This window comes from Xanthomonas sp. NCPPB 2632 (genome assembly GCF_041228075.2).
Taxonomy (GTDB): Bacteria; Pseudomonadota; Gammaproteobacteria; order Xanthomonadales; family Rhodanobacteraceae; genus Luteibacter.
Map to the genome: position 1 here is coordinate 3,513,903 of NZ_CM192979.1, position 21,205 is coordinate 3,535,107.

Annotated in this window: 18 protein-coding genes; 15 read left to right on the forward strand and 3 right to left on the reverse strand. The window is 62.7% G+C overall.

Going from position 1 to position 21,205, the window contains the following annotated elements; genetic code table 11:
* Positions 1 to 147: 147 nt before the first annotated feature.
* The 14 genes from AB8808_RS15025 (at position 148) to AB8808_RS15090 (ending at position 15,145) form a co-directional block, all read left to right on the forward strand.
* The gene (locus AB8808_RS15025; protein WP_369930451.1) at positions 148 to 657 is read left to right on the forward strand and encodes a hypothetical protein; all 510 of its coding nucleotides are present in this window, start codon (positions 148 to 150) and stop codon (positions 655 to 657) included.
* A 324-nt stretch (positions 658 to 981) separates the two neighbouring features.
* Entirely contained in the window at positions 982 to 2,289 is a 1,308-nt protein-coding gene (locus AB8808_RS15030) for an XVIPCD domain-containing protein (RefSeq protein ID WP_369930452.1), read from the forward strand.
* Positions 2,290 to 2,293: 4 nt separating this feature from the next.
* Positions 2,294 to 3,565, forward strand: a complete 1,272-nt coding sequence (locus AB8808_RS15035) for an XVIPCD domain-containing protein (protein WP_369930453.1) — start codon at positions 2,294 to 2,296, stop codon at positions 3,563 to 3,565.
* A gap of 2 nt (positions 3,566 to 3,567) precedes the next feature.
* Positions 3,568 to 4,149 (forward strand): hypothetical protein, encoded by a 582-nt coding sequence (locus AB8808_RS15040; RefSeq protein ID WP_369930454.1) that lies wholly within the window; start codon positions 3,568 to 3,570, stop codon positions 4,147 to 4,149.
* A 98-nt stretch (positions 4,150 to 4,247) separates the two neighbouring features.
* On the forward strand, positions 4,248 to 4,820 hold the full coding sequence (locus AB8808_RS15045) for a hypothetical protein (RefSeq protein ID WP_369930455.1): 573 nt from the start codon (positions 4,248 to 4,250) through the stop codon (positions 4,818 to 4,820).
* Between the two features lie 277 nt (positions 4,821 to 5,097).
* Positions 5,098 to 5,670 carry a hypothetical protein gene (locus AB8808_RS15050; RefSeq protein ID WP_285401962.1) on the forward strand — a complete coding sequence of 191 codons (573 nt, stop codon included), beginning with the start codon at positions 5,098 to 5,100 and terminating at the stop codon, positions 5,668 to 5,670.
* Entirely contained in the window at positions 5,667 to 7,157 is a 1,491-nt protein-coding gene (locus AB8808_RS15055) for an XVIPCD domain-containing protein (protein WP_369930456.1), read from the forward strand. The genes AB8808_RS15050 and AB8808_RS15055 overlap by 4 nt, the downstream gene beginning before the upstream one ends.
* 15 nt (positions 7,158 to 7,172) lie before the next feature.
* The gene (locus tag AB8808_RS15060) at positions 7,173 to 7,763 is read left to right on the forward strand and encodes a hypothetical protein (protein WP_369930457.1); all 591 of its coding nucleotides are present in this window, start codon (positions 7,173 to 7,175) and stop codon (positions 7,761 to 7,763) included.
* Complete coding sequence (locus tag AB8808_RS15065) at positions 7,760 to 9,244, forward strand: XVIPCD domain-containing protein (protein WP_369930458.1); 1,485 nt, start codon at positions 7,760 to 7,762, stop codon at positions 9,242 to 9,244. The genes AB8808_RS15060 and AB8808_RS15065 overlap by 4 nt, the downstream gene beginning before the upstream one ends.
* 6 nt (positions 9,245 to 9,250) lie before the next feature.
* On the forward strand, positions 9,251 to 9,940 hold the full coding sequence (locus AB8808_RS15070; protein WP_369930459.1) for a hypothetical protein: 690 nt from the start codon (positions 9,251 to 9,253) through the stop codon (positions 9,938 to 9,940).
* Between the two features lie 17 nt (positions 9,941 to 9,957).
* Entirely contained in the window at positions 9,958 to 11,196 is a 1,239-nt protein-coding gene (locus tag AB8808_RS15075; RefSeq protein ID WP_369930460.1) for a glucosaminidase domain-containing protein, read from the forward strand.
* Positions 11,197 to 11,304: 108 nt separating this feature from the next.
* On the forward strand, positions 11,305 to 12,987 hold the full coding sequence (locus AB8808_RS15080; protein WP_369930461.1) for a type IV secretory system conjugative DNA transfer family protein: 1,683 nt from the start codon (positions 11,305 to 11,307) through the stop codon (positions 12,985 to 12,987).
* A 53-nt stretch (positions 12,988 to 13,040) separates the two neighbouring features.
* Positions 13,041 to 13,583: a hypothetical protein gene (locus tag AB8808_RS15085; protein ID WP_369930462.1), complete on the forward strand. Its 543-nt coding sequence runs from the start codon at positions 13,041 to 13,043 to the stop codon at positions 13,581 to 13,583.
* 41 nt (positions 13,584 to 13,624) lie between these two features.
* Positions 13,625 to 15,145: a peptidoglycan-binding protein gene (locus tag AB8808_RS15090; RefSeq protein ID WP_369930463.1), complete on the forward strand. Its 1,521-nt coding sequence runs from the start codon at positions 13,625 to 13,627 to the stop codon at positions 15,143 to 15,145.
* A gap of 61 nt (positions 15,146 to 15,206) precedes the next feature.
* Here the strand turns inward: AB8808_RS15090 and AB8808_RS15095 are convergent, their stop codons facing one another.
* The 3 genes from AB8808_RS15095 to AB8808_RS15105 all read right to left on the reverse strand — a co-directional run bounded on the left by AB8808_RS15095 (position 15,207) and on the right by AB8808_RS15105 (position 18,718).
* Positions 15,207 to 17,096 (reverse strand): XVIPCD domain-containing protein, encoded by a 1,890-nt coding sequence (locus AB8808_RS15095; RefSeq protein WP_369930464.1) that lies wholly within the window; start codon positions 17,094 to 17,096, stop codon positions 15,207 to 15,209.
* A 27-nt stretch (positions 17,097 to 17,123) separates the two neighbouring features.
* On the reverse strand, positions 17,124 to 17,909 hold the full coding sequence (locus AB8808_RS15100) for a lysozyme inhibitor LprI family protein (RefSeq protein WP_369930465.1): 786 nt from the start codon (positions 17,907 to 17,909) through the stop codon (positions 17,124 to 17,126).
* Between the two features lie 107 nt (positions 17,910 to 18,016).
* Complete coding sequence (locus AB8808_RS15105) at positions 18,017 to 18,718, reverse strand: TetR/AcrR family transcriptional regulator (RefSeq protein ID WP_036140546.1); 702 nt, start codon at positions 18,716 to 18,718, stop codon at positions 18,017 to 18,019.
* Positions 18,719 to 18,995: 277 nt separating this feature from the next.
* On the opposite strand from AB8808_RS15105, the gene AB8808_RS15110 reads away from it, so the two are divergent.
* Entirely contained in the window at positions 18,996 to 21,182 is a 2,187-nt protein-coding gene (locus AB8808_RS15110; RefSeq protein WP_369930466.1) for a TonB-dependent receptor, read from the forward strand.
* Positions 21,183 to 21,205 lie beyond the last annotated feature (23 nt).

Consider the following 21,205-nt stretch of genomic DNA (forward strand, 5'->3'; position numbering starts at 1 on the left):
CGAAGCTTTCAAATGAACAAAGTTGTTGGATCGTTTAGGTTCATTCTCGTTGCTTGCTTCGGCATTGTATTCAATGTCAACGCGCAAAGCCCCAACCCCTACGCCCGCTCCGCCCCGACTGCCGCAAAAACGGCCAAAGGACACGCCATGGACGACCTCACCGCGTTCGCCACCAGTGGCGCCAAGGTGCTCGAGTCGGTCAAGGGCGACCTGACGGGCGCCGGCCACGCCGACGTGCTCCTGGTGCTCGATCCCCCCGCAAAAGGTGATGAGAAACTGGGCCAGGGCCCGAACCGCAACGTCGTACTGTTGGTACGTGACGACGCGGGGCGGCTGCACAAGGCAGCCGCAAACGCCCGCATTATCCCCTGCGCCCTGTGCGGCGGCGTTTCCGGCGACCCGTATGCCTATTCAAAGGTCGGCAAAGGCCAGTTCACCGTCGTCGTCGGTGGCGGTAGCCGCGAACGCTGGACCGATGAGTACACCTTCACCTACGTCAGTGATAAAAAGAACTGGATAACATCAGGAGTGGCCCGGAAGGTAACCGACACGGACACCGGCAAAGAGAAGCACCTCGACCTGACGAGTCGGGAGCTGGGCACCGTGCTTTTCAGTGATTTCGACCCCAGTCACCTGCCGGAACCGACACTACCCTGAAGTCAGATGACGCAACACCCCGCCAGGAAGGCGGGTAAGGCCAGCAAGAGGCAAAGCCAACCGGACATCAAACAGGAGTTACACATGACGATTGATCGTTTCTCGCCGGCACGCTCCGGCAGCTCTTCCTTGTGCGCACCCGTCCAAGCCGGCGCCTCTGCTCCTGGCAGACTGCCCTTGCAGCGCTTCGCGTCCGCGCCCCCGACTCACGCATGCGCTGAGTCCAGCCCCCTATAACGCATTCGACAACGGCCTCCGCCAAGGACAGCGGATCAGACAGGCTTAAGGACGCATCAAGGCACGCGAGTCAACCAGGAGCTCCACATGGCGATTGATCGTGAAACCCAGGTGCTGAACGACGCGACCGCGGCGGGCATCACGCGACCGAGGGAGCTGGCCAATTTCATGGCCCAGGTCACTCATGAATCCAACGGGCTGAACCGGCTCGAAGAAAGCTTTCGCTACACGCGCAATATCTCGCAGATCCCGGTGCAGTCGGCCTGGCGCGAAGGTCCGGAGGCCCTGGACGCCGCACGCAAGCAGGCGTTGATGGGCAAGCCCGAGAAATTGGCCGAACTGATGTACGGCGGCCGCAACGGCAACGACGAGCCGGGTGACGGCTGGAAGTACCACGGGCGCGGCTACATCCAGCTCACCGGCAAGGCGAATTACCGCGCTGCGGGCGAGGCACTCGACCTGGATCTGGTAAAGCATCCCGAACTCGCCGCCGATCCCCAGAATGCGTCGAAGATCGCCGTCTGGTACTGGGAGAACCGCGTTCCCGACAACGCGAAGGAAGACGTGCGCGCGGCGACCAAAGCGGTCAACGGTAAATACAACGGACTGGAAGATCGCGAGAACCGCTTCGAAGACTGGCAGCGCCGCCTGAATCCGGAGGTCATGCATCGTCTTGCTGAAGGCAACGTCGGCCGCCCGCAGCCGTCGCATCCGGTGGACGCCCCTGCCCCGTCGACCACCCTCACCCAGGGCGCAAAAGGCGAGGATGTCCGTCTCCTGCAAGGCAGCTTGGAGCGCCTAGGCTATACGCCTGGACCCCACGGCGAACTGCATACGGATGGCGTCTTCGGTGCAGGCACACGCGCCGCACTCGAAGCCTTCCAGCGCGACCATCACCTCACGGCCGATGGCGTTGCCGGACCGAAGACCATGGAAGCCATTGCGCAGGCCAAGCATCAGGACGCCGTGCAGCGTACCGCCGCCACAGGCCGCCTGGATAATCCGGGACATCCTGACTACACCCTCTTCGAACAATCACGTACAGCCGTCCATGCACTGGACGCTCAGTACAAGCGCACACCCGACGTGCAGAGCGACCAGCTCGCTGGCGCGGCAACCGTCGAAGCGAAGCGCCAGGGTTTGACGAAGATCGATCATGTTGTGCTCAGCGACGATGGCAGCCGTGCTTATGCCGTACAGGGCGAGCTGAATTCACCGCTCAAACGCATGGCGGAAGTCGACACCGCAAAGGCCGTCAACACCCCGATCGAACAAAGCAGCGCGGACATCGCGAAGCTGGCCCAGAAACCCGCCGCCCCTGCCGAACACACCCGGCAACCGGTCCAGGAGGCCGAAACGCCTTCACCCGCCCCCGCGATGACGCCCAGGGAATAACGCCATGAGCAAAGACATCCTCGATGCCGCCGACGAGCACTTCTTCCATTCCGGGATGAAGTTCGAATACGGCCGCCCCGACTCGCAAAACAAGACCAACTCGGCTCATGGCATGACCGACCGGAGTCGTACCGAGAAGGATCTGGACGGTGACGGCTACCGTGGCGTCGACTGTTCGTCCTTCGTCTGGCGCGGTATGAAGAACGCGGGCTACGACGTCGGCGACCAGCCGTTCAGCACGCATGCGCTCTATAACGGCAATAAGACGACCGATTACGCGCAGAAGCACTTCGATGTCATTTCGAAGGCGGATGCATCGAAGCATCCCGGTGATCTCCAACCGGGCGACATCCTCATGCTGAAGAGCAAGACGGGGTCGAACCAGCACGTCGCCATCTTCAAGGGCTACGACGCGCACGGAAATATCGAGTTCATAGGCTCGCAGACGTCCACAGGCCCGGCAGCGGTCACGATGGACGCCCGGTCGTATTTCACCAAGAACATGGAAATCGTGGGCGCCCTGCGCGCGAAGCCCGAGTTCCGCACGCACGAGCCGGTCCATGGTCACGCCACGACGCCGACCGGGCAACACGCGGATACCACCGCGCATACGAAGGCCGAGCCGAAGCACGTCGAAGCGAAACCGACGGCGGCACATCCCGATACCCTTCGCAAGGGTGACGAAGGCGCGAAGGTCACCGCGCTCCAGGAATCGTTGATCCGCCTCGGCTACAGGGACGACAACGGCCATGCCCTGAACCCCGATGGCCGCTTCGGCGACCACACCAAGGCCGCCGTCGAGCGCTTCCAGCGCGATCATCGGCTGGACCCGGATGGCGTCGTTGGCACGAAGACGATGGAAGCGCTCGACAAGCAGGCGCACACCGGCTCTCGCCTGGATTCACCCGCCAACCCGTACCACGCGATGTTCCGCCAAGCCCAGGACGGCGTGTTCCGCATCGACGCCGAGCACGGTCGCACGCCGGACATCCAGAGTCACCAGCTGGCCGGCTCGGTGACGGCCGACGCCGTCAAGGGCGGTTTCAAGAGCATCGACCACGTCTTGCTCAGCCCGGACGCCACCCGCACCTACGCCGTCCAGGGCGACCTCAACTCACCTTTCAAACAGATTGCCGAGGTCAACACGATGCAAGGCATGGCCACACCACTGGAAAAGAGCAGCGAGGCCGTGCAGCAGCATGTTGCCGAGCAAGCCCGGAGCCAGCCGCAGCAGCAGGCACCACAGCAGCAGCCCGCATCGCCGGCGGGGTTGTGATCATGAAGACCTCTCGATGGATGCTGGCCGCGACCTTTCTCCTGACCGCAGCAACGGCCTCTGCGGCGCCCGGCGATGCCCGCGCCTTACAGGCAATGCTTCAGGCGTCGTCACCCGGGTCCCCCGTGACCTGCAACGGCGATAAGCATGGCAACACCGCTTGCACCATCGACGGCGTCGCGGTCGATGCCGGCGACGACTGCACATCGAATATGTCTTTCGGTGTGATCGGAGCCGACAAGGGTGCGACGCTCGAGGACAACTTCAAGGCGACTGCCGCCAAGCCCGTCGCCCACCTGGGTGCAAATCAGCTGATCTGTATCCAGGCCACGCAACGCAAGGACGGCGTGCTGGTCCGCGCCCTCGTCAAGGCGATCCCAACCCGCACCGTGAAGCTCTGCAAGGGCAACGAAATGTGCAAGGGCGCCGATGCGAAGGTCGAATGGACTCGCCCAGCCAGCGGCACCGCGTGCACGCTCAAGCCGGACGGTCACTACGCAGGCGATTGCGCCACGGGGTGGGTCGACGGCAAGGAGGTCGATGAATACTCCATGGGCTTGAAGCCCGAAGATAACGGAGGCTAAAGCGCCCTCCGATGATCGGCTATCGCTTCATTCGTTTCGCGCGATTCGTCCCTAGCGCACCTCTCCAGGCAACTCGTATAACGGTTGCCCGAAGAATCGTGCAGGTCGCCGTCCCCGGCCTGTTTCTCTTACTGACTGCATGTGGTGGAAACATGGAAGACCCAAGGATCGAACTGAATCCGCATCCGACGATGCGCTATACGATCACAGCGAGCATTGTCGATGCACCGGGAGCGTTCGACACGATCGAGGCCGACGCGCAGTACCAGGTAACCAACGACGATTGCGCTCCCGAACAACCAATATCGGGCGCAAGAATCGTTCCTAGCAAGCGAATGAAAATAGAGCTTCAAAAATCGGCAGACGGCGACTACATAGGAGAGGTATACGTCGACCGAATGAAGGACCACGACTATTACGCGCACGGTATCTGCCATTGGTCGCTGGTTGCCGTGAGCATCCGGGCAAGCCACGGTAAGATGGAGTTCGACACGCCGCTCTTTGTGCCACGATTCTTTGAAAAAGGTGGGATTACTCGCTACTTCTCCTATGACGCCTACAACGAAAGAGGGATGCGTCTTGCCATAACCGGCAACGAGAATCGCAATGCCTACGCCGACCCATCGAAGACGTTCTCAGTGACGCTGTCGGCACGGGAGGCTATCCAATGAAATACAAGATAGAAGTTTACTCTTACATTGCGCTCGACAATTACACGACCGCAACCGATGACAACAGAGCACGACTGGCCGGACGCTGCGACCAAAGCGGCCAAATCACCATGGACAAGCCAACCAAATTTCATGCTGGCTCTCACCAAAACGTAACTCTAGACGACAACAGCGACTGACGTACACTTAGATGGTCATTTATCGCTTCATTCGTTTCGCGCGATTCGTCCCTAGCGCACCTCTCCGGGTAGCTCATTTAGCGATTTCCCTGAGAATCGTGCAGGTCGCCGTCCCCGGCCTGTTTTTCTTACTGACTGCATGTGGTGGAAACATGGAAGACCCAAGGATCGAACTGAATCCGCATCCGACGATGCGTTACAAGATCACCGTAACTATCGCAGGCGCGCCCGGCCCCTTCGACAACATCGAAGCCTCGGTGGACTACGGCGTGTCGAATTTCGATTGCGTTCCCGAGCAGCCTATATCCGGTGCTCGTCTGCTTCCCCAAAAGCATGTACCACTGAAGCTTTCTAAGCTGAGCGAGACGACGTACGTGGCAGACATGTACGCGGACCTTATCAAGGACGAAGACTACTATTCTCTAGGAACATGTCATTGGTCGTTAGCAGCAGTCATGGTCAATGTGACGAAAAACCGAATGAGGTTCACCACCCCACTAACCTCTAAAAACTTTTCTTCGAAAAAAGACGAAACGCGATACTACTCTTTTGACTCTTATCGCGACAGCAATGTCGATACACATAACATAGGCAACACAGACCGAAATGCATATCGCAATGCAGCGGATACGTTTTCTATCAGAGTTACTGCAAGGGCGACGCAGCAATGACGAATCGTACAGAGGACTATGTATTTCTCGCCACCAAGGTTTACGCCGCAAACCCTCTTGACAGAAGCATTAAGAATGGAGATCGCACCTTCTCCGTCGAATCCACTGCCATGGATGGCCTAACGGGCTTCTTCGCAGCAGCTTATCGCGATGTCGATACAGGACAAGTTGTCATTGCGTTCCGCGGAACAGACGATCCTTTGGATGCGTTGGTGGACACCACAATGGCGGCGTCAAAGATCAACCTTCAGCAGTTCGAATCTGAGCTATTCACGCGTGAAGTGATTGCTCGTGCTACGAGAGAAGCCCGCGCAGCAGGCAGAGAGCCCGACATCACGGTCACCGGCCACTCCCTCGGCGGCGGCCTCGCCGAAGTCAACGCCGCAAAATTCGGCCTCAAAGGTGAAACCTTCAACGCCTACGGCGGAGCCGGCCTGATACGCGGCACGCCAGAGGGTGGCGACCAGGTCATCAACCACGTACGGGCGGGCGACCCGGTAAGTGCCGCCAATCGACACTTCGGCGAGGTGAAAATCTACGCAACCGCCGACGACATCACGACACTGAAGCATGCCGGCTACGACAGGCCGCACACCGGCCTGGGTGCGACGTTATCCGCCGTCAGCCCAAGCTCGCACTCCATGTCCAACTTCATTCCCAAAGGCGACGAGACACCGCTACTCGGTCCTGAAGCTGAAGCACGCTACCGCGCAAACAGCACCCTGGTCGATCGCTATCGATCCGACGTGCTCACGTCGCGCGAGATCGCCACGCAGGTCGCGACCGCGCCGTCTGTCGTGGCACCGGCCCTGGCCATCCGTGCCGGCCAGTTCTACGTCGACCGACTAGAGCACGACTGGAACGAACTCGTGGAGCGCAGCAAGCCCGTCGTGGAGGCCGCAGGACGCGGTGCCGTGGCTGCGGGGCATGCGATGGAAGTAGGCGCAGACCACGCACGCACCACCGCCATCACCGGCGCCCGCACCCTCGGCCTCGTCCACGAGTCCGTCGCCAGCGGCGTCTGGGGGTCACCCACGCGCTCCGCCGAACTGGAGCGCCTGCTCCACCCGCCCCGGCTGGACGACCCCACGCACCCGGACAACCCGTTGTACAGACAGGCGCTACGCGGCGTCCACGCCATTGACGCCGATACCGGCCGCAAGCCCGACCACATGAGCGAGAACCTCGCCGCGGCTCTGACCGTCGAGGCCCGCCGGCAAGGTCTCGCCCGTGTCGATCAGGTCACCATGAGCGACGACTTCAGTCGCGCCTATGCCGTGGAGGGCGACATGTATTCGCCTTTCCGGAAAACGGCCCAGGTGCCCACGGAGATCGGTATCGCCACGTCCATCGAACGCAGCAGCAGCGCGTGGCGCGAGCTCGAAGCGACCCAGGCCACCTCGTCCGTCGTTGCCAGCCAGACAGCGCAGCACGCGGTTTCCACCGAAACCCCATCCACCCATTCCGGCCCGTCGATGAGCCGATAGGAGCACGAGCCAGCCATGAAGCGAAGACTCGCCCTAACCGTCGCCACCCTGTTCGCCATCCACTCCCCTGCCTACGGTGCCTCCATGACCCAGCCCGACATCAAGCTCAATCCCCATCCCCGGATGCGTTACGAGATCACCGTCAAGGTCGAGGGCGCACCGGGTCCGTTCGATCGCATCGAAGGCGTGGTGGACTACCGCGTGGCCAACGAAGCCTGCGTACCGCTGACGCCGGTCACGGGCGCCACGGTGCCGCCGGAGAAACGGGTGCCGGTCAAGCTCGCGCCCGCCGGCGACAACGTCTACAAGGGCGAGATCTTCGCTGACCTATTGCAAGACGAGGATTATTTCGGCAAGGGCGTCTGCCATTGGTCGGTGGTCGCCACGAGTGCCAACCTCTGGGTGAAGCAGGTCGATTTCAGCGCACCGCTGTTCCATGACGACCTGCTCAAGGGCAAGGCCGCCACGCGCTACTACTCCCACCGTTCCTATGCCACGACTCAAATGGATCGTGTGGACGTGGGCGAGGCGGATCGCGCGCAGTACCAGGACGAAGCCAACGCCACGTTCTCCGTGACGCTGCATGCCGAGGAGAAGCATCCGTGAGCCTCTCATCTACCGACTACGCGCTGCTTTCGCAGGATGCCTACCAGGATCCCGTACTCAACAAACCCAAGGAACTGGGCGGCGTCAATTACGAAGCGATCGACGTGGCCAACAACCCGGTCACCGGCTTCCAGGCCACGGCCTACCGGCGCATGGATACGGGCGAGGTCGTCATCGCATATCGCGGCACCGAGTTCAAGCGCGAACCGGTGCAGGACGGTGGCGTGGATGCCGGCATGGTACTGGCCGGGATCAACCTCCAGCAGGCCGATTCGGAGGCCTTCACCCAGCGCGTGCTCGAGCATGCCAAACTCGATGCCGATTTGCACCATCGCCCCCTGCAGGTGACGGTGACCGGCCATTCGCTGGGCGGTACGCTGGCGGAGCTCAACGCGTCGAAGTTCGGCCTGCACGGCGAGACCTTCAACGCCTATGGCGCCGCCAGCCTGCGAGGTAACGTGCCCGAAGGGGGTACGCAGGTGATCGACCACGTACGCGCCGGTGATCTGGTCAGTGCGGCCAGCCCGCATTTCGGCGAAGTGCGCATCTACGCGGCACAGCAGGACATCGACACGCTATCCCGCGCCGGCTACAAGGACGACGGCGGCATCCTCACTCCGCGCAACCCCATCAAAGCGACGGACTTCAGCGCCCACGCCATCGATAACTTCGTGCCCAACAGCAAGCTGCTGGGCCACTCCATCATCGATCCGGAAAACCAGGCGCGGTACGCGGCGCACGAGAACATGGTGGATCGCTACCGCAACGATGTTCGCGACATTCGCCTGGGCCTGTCCGCCAGCTGGGAGATTCCCAAGGCGATCGGCGAGCTGAAAGACAACATCGAGCACCGCGTGGGCGAGGCGGTGGGTGCCGGGGTACTTGCCGTGGAGCACGGCGTCGAGCGTGTGACGCAGCAGGCCAGGGAAGGCTTCGATCATCTCAAGGATGGCGTGCAGCACGTGGGTCACGACATCGCGGACGGCTTCCACGCCGCCGAGGAAAAAGCCCATGCCGCGTGGAACACCGTGACGCACCCGGGCGCATGGTTCAACCATGACAAACCGACCGTGCCCCTGGACCATGCCGCTCACCCCGACCACCCTATGTTCCAGCAGGCGCAAAAGGCCGTGCATGCCATGGACAAGGCGCAGGGCCGCCAGCCGGACGTGGTCAGTGACAACGTCGCCGGTAGCCTGGTGGTCAAGGCACGCCAGGACGGCCTGCAGCGCATCGACAGCGCGGTGCTGAGCGACGATGCGCGGCGCATCTACGGCGTGCAGGGTACGCCCGAATCCCCCTTGAAGCGGGTTACCGAGGTCCCCACCGAGCAAGCGGTGAATACCAGCGTGGCGCAAAGCAGCGAGGCATGGAGCCGTGCGGCGCAGCAGGCCTCGCAGGTGCAGGCGGCGCAGGCGCAAGCACAGGCTCAGCAGCAACCGCCCACCCGCGATCACAGCGCACCCGGTCCAGGGCTGTAAGCGCGGATGAAAGCCGTCACCACCGCGCAGACAAGCGTGACCGTCAAACAGGAGATAAACGTGACGACTGACCGTTCGAAATCCGCCTACTTGAACGCACGATGGTTGGTGGGCCTGCTGGCAACGCAGCTGGTCGTCCTTCCGAGTGCCGTCATCGCAGCCGATGCTGCCAAGGTTCCCACCACGACTGCCACTTCCGCAAAGGTACCGAAGGCTTTCAGCGCTTACGGCTCCACTTCCGTCGAAGGCGGCGAATGCATCGCGGGAAATGTCACGAAGGAAGGCATGAACGGTCGTGCCTTTGTCTATTTCAAGGATGCACGGACACAGCAACCACGCTGGGTGACCGCTATCCCGGTATCGCCCGACTATTACCAGAATCGCGCTACCCACTGCTTCGCCATGGGTGGATCGCTGTTCGTACTGGTGCAGAGCGACACTAATCAGGCCACGTCGCTGTCGCAGACTCTACTTAACGTGGTCGAGCTATCTCCAGCTGACGGGAAGATCGTGAGCGACCGGTACGCTGACGTGCCGGGTGTCGACGCGGCCTATTCATCGTGGGTCGACAAGGGCAAGGAGGGCTTTCACGAAGACCATGGCCAGATCAAGGTCTCGGGACAGTATTTCCTGATGGCTGATCCAAACAAGCGGATGCCGTTTACCGCCACCCTTCCCGCCCATCCGTCGAAGTAAGGACAAGGACCTTAACCATGACGACGCCGCAGCAACAGTTCATCGTCGATATCTACCCCGCCGTGCACAAGGTCGCACAGGAAACCGGTGTCTCGGAGAAACTGCTTCTAGCGCAGGCTGCCGCAGAAACAGGCTGGGGCCAGAAGACGCTGGCTGGAACGAACAATCTTTACAACATCAAGGCCGACTCAGGCTGGCACGGCGAGTCCAAGACCTTCCATGTTCCTGAGTTCCGGAACCATCATCGGGTCATGGAGGATGCCAAGTTCCGGGTGTACGGGTCGTACGAGGAATCGATCAAGGACCGTATCAAGTTCGTGCAGGAAAACCCGACCTACGCCAAGCACGGCTTGAACGATCCGGGCGTCAAGGGCAACCTCGAAGGCGAAGCCAAGGCTTTGCAGGCGGCCGGCTATGCGACCGATCCCAACTACGCCAAGAACCTCATCGAAATCGCCAACGGACCCACCATGCGCAAGGGCCTGGCCCTAGCCACGGGCCATGACCAACCGGCCCACAGCCAGGGAAACGGTAAAAGCCACGCGGCCGACAGTCACGCCGACAAAGGCGTCCTCCGCAAGAACGACAACAGCAAGGACGTTGGCGAACTCCAGGCCTCGCTACAGAAGCTGGGTTACAAGAATGCCGACGGCACGCCGCTCGGCACCGACCACAAGTTCGGTGCCAACACCGAAGCCGCACTGAAGACCTTTCAGCGCGACCACGGTCTGAAGGACGATGGCGTCGCAGGCCCCAAGACGCTCGAAGCGCTCGAAGCGCTCAAAGCGGCCCAAGAAAAGTCGGTGACGGCCACGCTCGCCGATCCCAGCCACAAGGCCAACGGTCTGTACACGCAGGCCGACGCTGGCGTCTGCCGTATCGATCGCGAGTACGGGCGTGAGCCGTCGCTGCAGAGCAGCCAGTTGTCCGGCTCGCTTGCCACGTCCGCAGTGCTGGCACAGATGAGCCGCATCGACCACGTCGTACTCAGCGACGATGCCCGCACGATGTACGCCGTGCAGGGCGACCTCAAGTCACCCTTCAAGTCGATGGCCGAGGTCGACGTGGTTCGGGGGTTGAACACGCCGCTGGCACAGAGCACCCAGATCGTCGACGCCCACCTGGCGCGTGCGGCGACACAGGCTCAGGTCCAGCAGCAGACACAGCCGCTGCAGGAACAGGCTCCGACGCATCCACTGACGCCACTGACGCCCGCGCCGACATCGACGCAGCACACGTCAGGTCCAAGTCTCTGAATCGTCAGCCCAGGGCGCTACAATCCTGGGTACACAGAACGCATAGCAGGAAGGGGCGATGCAGGCGTCGCTCCCTCTGCGACTTAAAGGTCTAAGGGCGAACAACGCATGAGCAAAAACAGGGGATATTGGGCGGCCGGGCTTCTGCTCGTCGCATTGGTCATAGGGGAGATGCTTTCGGGCTACCTCACCCTGTCGTTCCTCGGCCTGGGCCAGGTGCCCCTGAGGTTCGCCACCTATTACGAATATATCCGCGCTCTTGACCTCCCGCAGGTCCAGCCGTATGCGTGGAAAATCAAGGCCGCTGGCGGCATCGGGTTCTTCGTGCCCTTGGCCGCATGGTTGGTCAGCCTGTATTTTCTCACACGCAAGAAGAAGCAGGCGATGCATGGCGACGCCCGCTTCGCCACGGCCGCCGACCTGCGCAAGCAGAAAATGCTTTCCCCCGCGGACAACGGCATCCTCGTCGGCAAGTTCAAGGGCGAGCTGGTCCGCCTGCCCGGGCAGCAGTTCGTGATCCTCGCGGCACCCACACGCTCGGGCAAGGGCGTCGGCGTGGTCATCCCCAACCTGTTGGACTACCAGGAATCCATCGTGGTCCTGGACATCAAGCAGGAGAACTTCGACCTGACCAGCGGCTGGCGCAAGTCGCAGGGACAGGAAATCTACCTGTTCAACCCGTTCGCGGAGGACCGCCGCACCCATCGCTGGAATCCACTGAGCTATGTCTCAACCGATCCGGCGTTCCGCGTGTCGGACCTGATGAGCATCGCCTCGATGCTCTACCCGGACGGCTCGGACGACCAGAAATTCTGGGTCAGTCAGGCACGCAATGCCTTCATGGCGTTCTCGCTGTACCTGTGCGAGAAGTACGAGCACGACGAGAACAAGGGCCTGCCCGCCATCCTGCGCAACAAGCCCACTCTGGGCATGATCTACCGCCTGTCCTCAGGTGACGGCACCGACCTGCGCGAGCTCTACACGCGCCTGTCGAAGGAACCGTTCCTCAGCGCCAACGCGCAGTCGGCGTTCGCCAACATGTTGTCGCAGGCCAACGAGACCTTCGCGTCGATCCTCGGCACGTTCAAGGAACCGCTCAACGCCTGGATCAACCCGGTGCTGGATGCCGCCACCAGCGAAGACGACTTCCTGCTGACCGATGTGCGCAAGAAGAAGATGACTATCTACATCGGCATCCAGCCTAACAAGCTGGCCGAGAGCCGACTGATCGTCAACCTCTTCTTCAGCCAGCTCATCAACCTCAATACCAAGGAGCTGCCGCAGAACAACCCGGCACTCAAGCACCAGTGCCTGCTGCTGATGGACGAGTTCACTTCCATCGGCAAGGTGGAGATCATCGCGTCCGCCGTGTCGTACATGGCCGGCTACAACATCCGCCTGCTGCCGATCATCCAGAGCATGGCCCAGCTGGATGCCACCTACGGCAAGGACGTCTCGCGCACGGTCATCACCAACCACGCGTTGCAGATCGTCTACGCGCCGCGTGAGCAGCAGGATGCCAACGACTACTCCGACATGCTCGGCTACACCACCGTGCGCCGGGAGAACATCACCAAGAGCAAGAAGGGCGATATCTCCAAGAGCCATTCGGAAGAGAAGCGCGCCCTCATGCTGCCGCAGGAGCTCAAGGCGATGGGTACGGAGAAGGAAGTGTTCCTGTACGAGGGCATCCCGCATCCGGTGATGTGCGAGAAGATCCGCTATTACCAGGACAAGTACTTCACCTCGCGCCTGATGGAAAAGGCCAAGGTCGAGCCGCTGACGATCTGACGACTGTCCACGCGCTTGTCGTTTGGAGAAAACCTCACTAATCGGATTGACCTATGAAGCTACGTTCCCGGACCCTGTTACTGTTCGTCGCCATGGCCCCGTTCGCGGCCAACGCCGGCGTCGCCAAGCCCGCACCGACGATGTGCGCCAACGGCGACCAGCCTGTGTTCTCCTGCCCGCTCGCTGGCGGAAGCAAGACGGTCTCCATCTGCGCAGCGGGTGACGTCGCCCATGGCGCGGGCCGCTTCTACTACAGTTATGGCCGGGCCGGAGCCAAGCCCGAGCTGATCTACCCCGCCAGCGGTGAAACAGCCGCTTTCACGCGTACCCACCTCATGTTCGGCGGTAACAGCGGCGGTTATGCGTATGCGTTCACCAACGCGGGTTTCAAATACGTCGTCTACTCGGTATCGGGATCCAACAACCTTCAGGATGGCGGATTGACGGTCACCAAGGATGGCCAGGCGAAACCCCTGAAACAGAGCACCTGCCAGGCTGGCAAGATCACCGACACGGAAGACGATGCACTCATCGACGCAACGCTCAAGTGGAAGAGCGACCCTGCGATCGAGAAAACCGGGATACCGGGGCGCTGATCGCACCGGTTCCTTCCTTATCATTAGCCAGGAGTTACACCATGTCCGCGAAAGAAAACGCCGACTATTTAATGGACGCCGCCATGAAGGCGGGTATTACCGACCCCAAGGAATTGGCCAACTTCATGGGTCAGATGCAAGTCGAATGCGGCGGGTACGCCAGCATGAACGAAGGCCTCGGCTACTCGGGTAGCCGACTGTTCGAAGTTTTTCCCGGCCGCAACGGCATGGATACCCTCAGCAAGGCCAATGCCATTGCCGCGGGCGGCCCTGAGTCCATCGCCAACGAGATTTATGGCGGCGCATGGGGGAAGAAAAACCTCGGCAACACCCAGCCGGGCGATGGATGGAATTTCCATGGCCGCGGCTTCGTGCAGCTCACCGGCCGGGACAACTACGAGCGCGTGGGCAAGGAACTGGGCATCGACCTTGCCCACCATCCCGAACTGGCCGCCGACCGCGACGTCGCGGCAAAGATCGCCATTCACTACTGGAAGGACCGCGTGCAGGCCAATGGCCACCAGAACGACGTAACAGGTGCCTGCAAGGACATCAACGGCGGTCACAATGGGCTCGACGCACGCAAGGCGGCCGCGCAAGCGTGGGAAGGCGCCCTGGACAAGGGTTACAAACCCGGCGGTCCGGACGCCATGCCGATGGCCGGAGCGTCGCATGGCATGAGCAAACAGAAAACCGAACAGGTCCAGACGCTTCTGAATACGCACGGCTATGTCGATTCGAACGGCAAGCCCTTGGTCGTGGACGGACATGCTGGCAAGGAAACGCGCCTGGCGATCGAACGCTTCCAGACCGATCACCAGCTGAAGCCGGATGGCATCGTCGGGCCTGCAACGCTCAAGGCGCTCCAGCAGGCGCCGCAGCAGGACAAGTCGACAACCGTACACACGGCGACGCCTCCTGTGTCGGCAGCGGTCACGCTGAGCCATGGGGCCAACGGCGCCGCAGTCGAGGCACTTCAGACGCAGCTTCGCGATCAGGGTTATACCGGGTCAAACGGTCGGCCTGTCGGTGCCGATGGGGCCTTCGGCGTACAGACCAGAGACGCTTTGCAGTCGTTCCAGCGCGCACACGGCCTTGAGGCCGATGGCATTGCCGGCCCGAAGACCATGCAGGCACTCAGCGATAGTCAGCGCCAAGGCGCGTCACTGTCTCTTGAGAGCGCGAATCATCCAGCGAACGCCATGTATCGGCAGGCACTGGGGCACGTCCAGGCCCTGGACGCGCAGCACGGCCGCGAATCGGGCCCGCATACTCACCCTATCGCGGGCGCATTGACCGCAGCGGCGACGACCGCGGGCATGAGCCAGATCGACCGTGTCGTACTCGGCCAGGACGCGATCAAGGCCTATGCGATGCAGGGCGCGGAAAACTCGCCGTTCAAGCAGCACGCCGAGGTCAACGTGGCGCAGGCGGCACGTACCCCGTTGGCACAGAGCAGCATGGAAGCCCTCGGCCATGCTGCACATACCCATGACAAGCAGGCCGAGACGCCGACGGTCAGCCAGCAACAGAACCTGGAGCAAAGCGGACCCGCGCGGTAATCGGACCACCGTATCCACCGCGCTAGCCGGCCGCCCACAAGGCGGCCGGTTTTTTAGTGCCTCAGCGATGCGGTGCCATCGGCTCCGGAGGCGTCGGAGTCGGAGTCGGAGTCGGCGCACTCTGCTGCTGCGCCTGGGTCGGCTGCGGCGTCGGGTTCTGCGGCTGCAACGCCGGCTGCCATTCGCGGCTGCTCTGCTCCAGCGGCTTGGCCACCGACTGGGCCACGTCCACCTCGGCGATCCGCTTGAACGGCGAATTCAGCTCGCCCTGCACGGCATAGGCACGCTTGGCGTCGTCGCTGAGCACGACGTGGTCGATCCGGGTCAGGCCCTGTTCGTGGGCCTTGTTCGCGAGCGAGCCAGCAAAGTTGTTGCTCAACTGGTCCGGCGTGCGGCCCTGCTTGGCGTCGATACCGTGCACGGCATCCAGCGCCTGCTTGTACATCGCGTTACCGGCGTGCGTGGGATCGGCGAGTCCGGCGCTCTGGGTCGGGGACGTCTGACGCTGGGTGGCCGTGTGCAATGCATCCATCGTCTTCGATCCGGCGATGCCGTCCTCGGTCAGCCGGTGATCGCGCTGGAACGACTGCAACGCGTGCCTGGTGTTGCCGCCGAAATCGCCGTCGGGGTGCAGGGCCTTGCCGTCCGCGCCCTTGTAACCCAGAGCGGCAAGCTGACCCTGTAACGCCTGGACCTGTGGAGCGCGATCGTGTTCGCGCAACGTGCCAGCGCGCTGGATATGTTCGCCGCTGGCCTGGCTGTGCGGTGCGGCCTGACCGTGCGACGCGGCCTGTCCGTGCGCGGCAGGCGCGGCGGCCGGCTGGCTATGCACACGGCCAGGATGGGTGACATGCAGCAGCCGCTCGTCAGCGCCGTTGCGATGCACGTTCACGTCCAGGGTCTTGTCCGCGTTGACGTGGGTGGAAATGTCCCGGCTGTTGAGCGTGCTCCACTGGCCGTTGACCAGCGCCTGCGCGTGGCCCGAACGATCCCATGTCACAAGGTCGCGACCTTCCGCCACGAACCCGCGCTTGTTCTGCGTATTCGCATAGGAACCGCCCTCACCCAGCGCCTGCACCATGCCCCGCGAGTGAGCCGGATCGGTGAACGCATCGCGGATGGCGGCGTATTCGTGCGGCAGGTTGGGATGGGTGGGATCGTTGCCAAGCTGCGTCGGATTGACCGTCGGGTTGGTCAGCACGTGGTCCCACGCGGGGCGCAGCGGATGGTTCGCACCCGTGGCCTGCATGTCGTTGAACAGCGCGGTGCCGGCCAGCGCGTGGTCGCGGCCGTCGCGTACGTAATCCGGGTAGCGGTCGATCGAGTGCTTGACGTCGTCGACGCTGTGGTGCTCGTTGTTCTGCAACTGCCCGACCAGGCGATTGCCGTACACCTCGCTCTGGTTGTAGAGCTTGGCGGTCATCGTGATCAGCCGCGCCTGGTCCTGCTCCGACGCATGCTGGTACAGCGGCGTTTGCTGGAGCGGGCCGATCGCCTTGGTCATCAGGCGGTCCACCTGCGCGGTGTCGTGACGGTGCACGAAGTCGACGCCCGCATCACTGGCCATGAAGCTGTCCAGGTGCGACTTGACCGTCGCGTCCAGCGGACGGCCATGCTGGGCGGTGATCTGGCGGCCGGTGCGCCCCAGGTCGTCGATCGTCTGGGTGCGCTGGGCCGCATTCAGGGCCCAGTCCGGATGCGCCGTACGCGCCCACGTCTGGTAGGCGTCGGTGAGTTGCGTGGCCACTTCGGGATGCTGGCCCAGGTCGGTCTGCAGCGTACCGATGGAAAAGCCGCTGTTGCCGATCGGGTGCATCGCTGGGTTGCCGTGCGCGTCGTTGCGCACATTGCCCGCGAAACTCAATTTGTAGGCGACATCGCCGCCTTCCGAACTCACGCCAATGGCGAAATACGACAGCGCCCTGGCTTCGTTATCGGTCAATCCTGGCATCTTCCAACTCCTGGTTAACGGTCGGTGTTACGGGGCGTCCTTGCACTGGGTATCGAGCGGCGCCCTGCCACCCTTCGGCACGCGGTCAAGCGTGACGTATTTCGAATAGTTGCCTTCGCTGGCCGGGCCCTCGGCTTGGTACCACGCCAGCCGCTTGCCCTCGGGGACGACATAGGCCGCGACGTCGCCGTAGGCCGGGCACGCGGGATAGCCGCCGCGCTCGGCCGGGTCGGCACAGAAACGCGTATACAGCTTGCCGTCCCGCCACTCGCCCTTGAAGCGACCCTGGCTGCCGGACTGGTGGGTGCCGTCGGACCAGGTGCCTTCGGCCGTTTTTGCGGTCGACGCGGTGACGCCGAGCTGGGCGGCATGACCCAGATTGCAGTCGCTGCGGTAGCCCCAGTCGCCAACGATGGCGGTGCCTGTGGCTGCGCCTGTCGTGGACGGAGTTGCGGATACGCGCGTGCCACCGGCGGCTTTCAGGCGCGATGCGAGCTCGTCGGCCCGGAAGCTGGCCTGGGTGGTGGTGCATTCGTTCTTGGCCGTGCTGCCCGGGGGCACGCCACAGGACTGGTCGCGGCCGGCCACCCATTGACGCTCTTCGTCGCGAAGCGCCTTGCGTCCCGGCTCGTCCAGGGACTGCATCAGCTTCTTGTACACGGCATTGAGCCGCACATCCTGCGCGTCGTAGTTACGTGTCGCCTCGTCCTGGCCGGTCGGGGCCGCGGCAGCCACATGGCACAGGGCCAGCGCCACGGCCAGGCCGCACCCGCGCAGGGCACCACGTACCTGGATCCTATCCTTTCGCGTCACACGCATTGCAACTCCCGATGAGAGGTAACCCCTGTTCCCGCGCGGGAGGGTAACAGCGAAAGAGTGAACGATTCGCCATGACCCGCGCCAACCCGTTCCGCGAACGCCTAGCGCTTTTCGGCCTCGCGCTTTTCGCCCTCGACGAACTTGTCGTAGTAACGCACCACCATCTCGGCAACCTCGCTGTTGATGACATGGCCATCCATCGTCGGATGATCCACCGCCATTTCCGTCGCGGCATACATCACCTCGGTGGAGAGTCTCATCGCTACGCGCAGCGCTTCCGGGTCCGCGCTCGGGTAGCGGTCACGTAGACCTTTGAAGCTCGTTTCCGCCACGTCGTCGTGTGAATCGAGACGGATATGGCGCAGCGTGGGTATGGCGCGCAGCGCTCGCATGATCCACACGGCACCGGGAAAGGCCAGCGTGGCGGCATTGATCGCCGCCTGCATGTCGCGCAGGCCACGGATGCTGGCCTCGCGCGAGCCGTCGTACTCCAGTGCCTGTTCCTCTTCCAGCCACGCGCGATAGGCCTTGTTCTGGCAGGCCATCAGGCGTTCGCCCAACACCTTGAGGATGGCGTACTTGTTGGGGAAATAGCGATACAGCGCCGGCGGCGAGATGCCCGCCTGGGCGCAAATCAGGTTCGTCGAAAGCCGTTCCACGCCGACTTCTCCAAGCAGCCGCGCAGTGACCTCGAGGATCGACTCGAAAGTTTCCAGCGAACGCTGCTGGACCGGCTGCTGCTTGGTGTCCAGCGGTATCGCCGGACGCGCGTCGTTCTTCCTTCGACGCGTAACGCTTTTCATGGGTCCACCTCGAAAGGAGTGATCGCAAATTCTGACGATCAGTTGAAGGGTTTCGCATGATAGTTCTTCCATGCGTGCACGCACGTTGCAACGCAAGACGCAGGCTTTCCGCACCAGACGCCATGTAAACGTCAAGGCACTGTCACGTGCACACGATAGCTTTGATTACTGTTTTAAACACCCCTCCCCCACAGCTTCCATCCCATGCCCTTCGGCCTCGTCAGAGCTGACCGTTGCGGGCCACCGCGCGGCCGATTTACGCAGGAGTTTCGACGCAATGCATCAGAAGGTACGGTTTGGCTTCGGCCTGGCGGCGCTCGCCACCGCTATCGGCGCGACGGCGGGCACCACGGACGCCGACATCACGAAACAGACGACCACCCTGCAAGGTGTCGCGGTATCCGCAGGCGTGGACGATCCGAATCTCGCACCGCCCGGCAGTGCCGCGGCGCTCGCGCCTTCACAGGGCAACCTGTTCGAGATCGAGCCGCAGTCGGTGCTGAGCGCGAATTTCATCCACACGATCGCGACACCGAAGGCGGACTACCTGGCGCTGGTGGAACTCACGCCTTCCGCGGTGAACGCCGCTCCGAACGGCGCCGGCCTGTCCAGCAAGAGCGCCACCATCCGCGGCTTCCAGGACGGCGAATACGACGTGACGTTCGACGGCATTCCCTTCGGCGACCCCGGCGCCTTCGGCCACGCTACCACGGCTTTCTTTCCGGGGCCGTCCCTGGACAAGGTAGTGGTCGACCGCGGCCCGGGAACGGCCAGCAACCTCGGCAACGCGACCTTCGGCGGCACCGTGGCGCTGTACTCCGCACCCACTACGGACAAACCGTCCGGCCAGGTGTCCGCCATGTACGGCAGCGGCGCTACGTGGCAGGTGGCCGGCACCGGCAACACCGGTGCGATGAACAAGATCGGCACCGAGGCCTCGGTCAATTACAGCCACACCGAATCCGACGGCCTGATCGACCACGCCGGCTTTCGCCAGGACAACGTGCTGTTCAAGGTCAGCCAGCCACTCGGTGACAACACGACGCTCACCCTGGTAGCCGACTACAACAAGGTGAAGTGGAACACCTTCACCGCCCAGCCCCGGAAGCGCACCGACCTCTATGGCCTGGAATTCGGTGGCCTGAACGACGATCCGACCTCGCAGGGCTACGCCCGCTACAACATCGACGACCGCCATGCCGATTTCGAATACCTCCAGCTGCATGGCGACTACGGCGACTGGCGCGTCGACAACAAGTTCTACACCTACGGCCTGCGTGACAGCGGTCCGGGGGCCGTGAGCCTGATCGGTGCGGTGCCGAACAACGCACTGCTACCCGCTGGCGGTGTCCCGGGTGCGTTCAACAACAGCCGGTATCGCGCGGTGGGCGATTTCCTCACCGCGGAGAAAGACGTCGGTAGCGGCTGGCTCCAGAGCACCGTGAAAGCGGGTATCTGGGCCGAGCGCACCTACCAGGTACAGGACCAGGTGACGGTGGATCTTTCCACGATGACGCCGCGCGTCCTCAAGGGCGAGCCGAACGCCAACATCATCGACACCCGCCAGCACACGAACACCACGCAGAGCTACCTCGAAATCGACTGGCATCCGCTGGAGAACCTGAGCATCGTGCCGGGCGTGAAGCAGATCGTGTTCAACCGCACGCTCGATGGGGTATCCAACTTCCTGCCGGTGGGCGGTAGCGGCCACTTTTCCACCACGCTCACCTCTGTGGCGGCCAACTACCGGTTCTCGCCGAACCTGGCCGCGTATGCGCAGGTAGCCAAAGGCTTCCAGGCGCCCAAGGTCAACATCCTGCAGGGCACAGCCGGCACCGGCAACGTCGAGCCGCAGACCACCACGAACTACCAGGCCGGCGTGGTCTGGAAGACCCCGACCACCGTGGCGGACGTGGACGTCTACTACATCGACTTCGGCAACCTGGTCACCAGCGTCGATGAACCGATCGGGCCCGGCGGCGCCTTGGTCAGCGTGTTCGTGAACCAGGGCGGCGTGATCTACAAGGGCGTGGAAGGCGAGCTCACGCACATCCTGGGCGACTCCGGGTTCAGCGTGACCGCCAACGGCAGCATCAACAGCGCGTATTCGAAGACGACCCGCCGGCAGATCGCCAATGCGCCGATGTCCACGGCGGATGCCGGCTTCATCTACGACCACGGCCCGCTGTATGGCTCGTTCCTGGTCAAGTACGTGGGCACGCGTTTCGCCGGCGTGGGCGAGACCGGTGGCGCCACGTACAACCCGAACACGCGGTTGCCCCGCTACAACTACACCAATTTCAACATCGGCTACCGCTTCACGCCCGATTTGAGGCTACAGCTGTCGACCAACAACCTGTTCGACCATCGCACCGCGATCCAGGGCAACGGCCTGGCCAAGGACCCGACGTACTACTACCTGGCACGGCGCAACTACACCGTGCAGGCCACCTACACGTTCTGATCGGACGGTTGAACAGGAAAGTG

Bases quoted from the DNA above. Each gene is read 5' to 3' on its own strand.
- AB8808_RS15025 (WP_369930451.1), top strand. From the start codon at position 148: ATGGACGACCTCACCGCGTTCGCCACCAGTGGCGCCAAGGTGCTCGAG.
- AB8808_RS15030 (WP_369930452.1), top strand. From the start codon at position 982: ATGGCGATTGATCGTGAAACCCAGGTGCTGAACGACGCGACCGCGGCG.
- AB8808_RS15035 (WP_369930453.1), top strand. From the start codon at position 2,294: ATGAGCAAAGACATCCTCGATGCCGCCGACGAGCACTTCTTCCATTCC.
- AB8808_RS15040 (WP_369930454.1), top strand. From the start codon at position 3,568: ATGAAGACCTCTCGATGGATGCTGGCCGCGACCTTTCTCCTGACCGCA.
- AB8808_RS15055 (WP_369930456.1), top strand. From the start codon at position 5,667: ATGACGAATCGTACAGAGGACTATGTATTTCTCGCCACCAAGGTTTAC.
- AB8808_RS15060 (WP_369930457.1), top strand. From the start codon at position 7,173: ATGAAGCGAAGACTCGCCCTAACCGTCGCCACCCTGTTCGCCATCCAC.
- AB8808_RS15070 (WP_369930459.1), top strand. From the start codon at position 9,251: ATGAAAGCCGTCACCACCGCGCAGACAAGCGTGACCGTCAAACAGGAG.
- AB8808_RS15075 (WP_369930460.1), top strand. From the start codon at position 9,958: ATGACGACGCCGCAGCAACAGTTCATCGTCGATATCTACCCCGCCGTG.
- AB8808_RS15080 (WP_369930461.1), top strand. From the start codon at position 11,305: ATGAGCAAAAACAGGGGATATTGGGCGGCCGGGCTTCTGCTCGTCGCA.
- AB8808_RS15085 (WP_369930462.1), top strand. From the start codon at position 13,041: ATGAAGCTACGTTCCCGGACCCTGTTACTGTTCGTCGCCATGGCCCCG.
- AB8808_RS15090 (WP_369930463.1), top strand. From the start codon at position 13,625: ATGTCCGCGAAAGAAAACGCCGACTATTTAATGGACGCCGCCATGAAG.
- AB8808_RS15095 (WP_369930464.1), bottom strand. From the start codon at position 17,096: ATGCCAGGATTGACCGATAACGAAGCCAGGGCGCTGTCGTATTTCGCC.
- AB8808_RS15105 (WP_036140546.1), bottom strand. From the start codon at position 18,718: ATGAAAAGCGTTACGCGTCGAAGGAAGAACGACGCGCGTCCGGCGATA.
- AB8808_RS15110 (WP_369930466.1), top strand. From the start codon at position 18,996: ATGCATCAGAAGGTACGGTTTGGCTTCGGCCTGGCGGCGCTCGCCACC.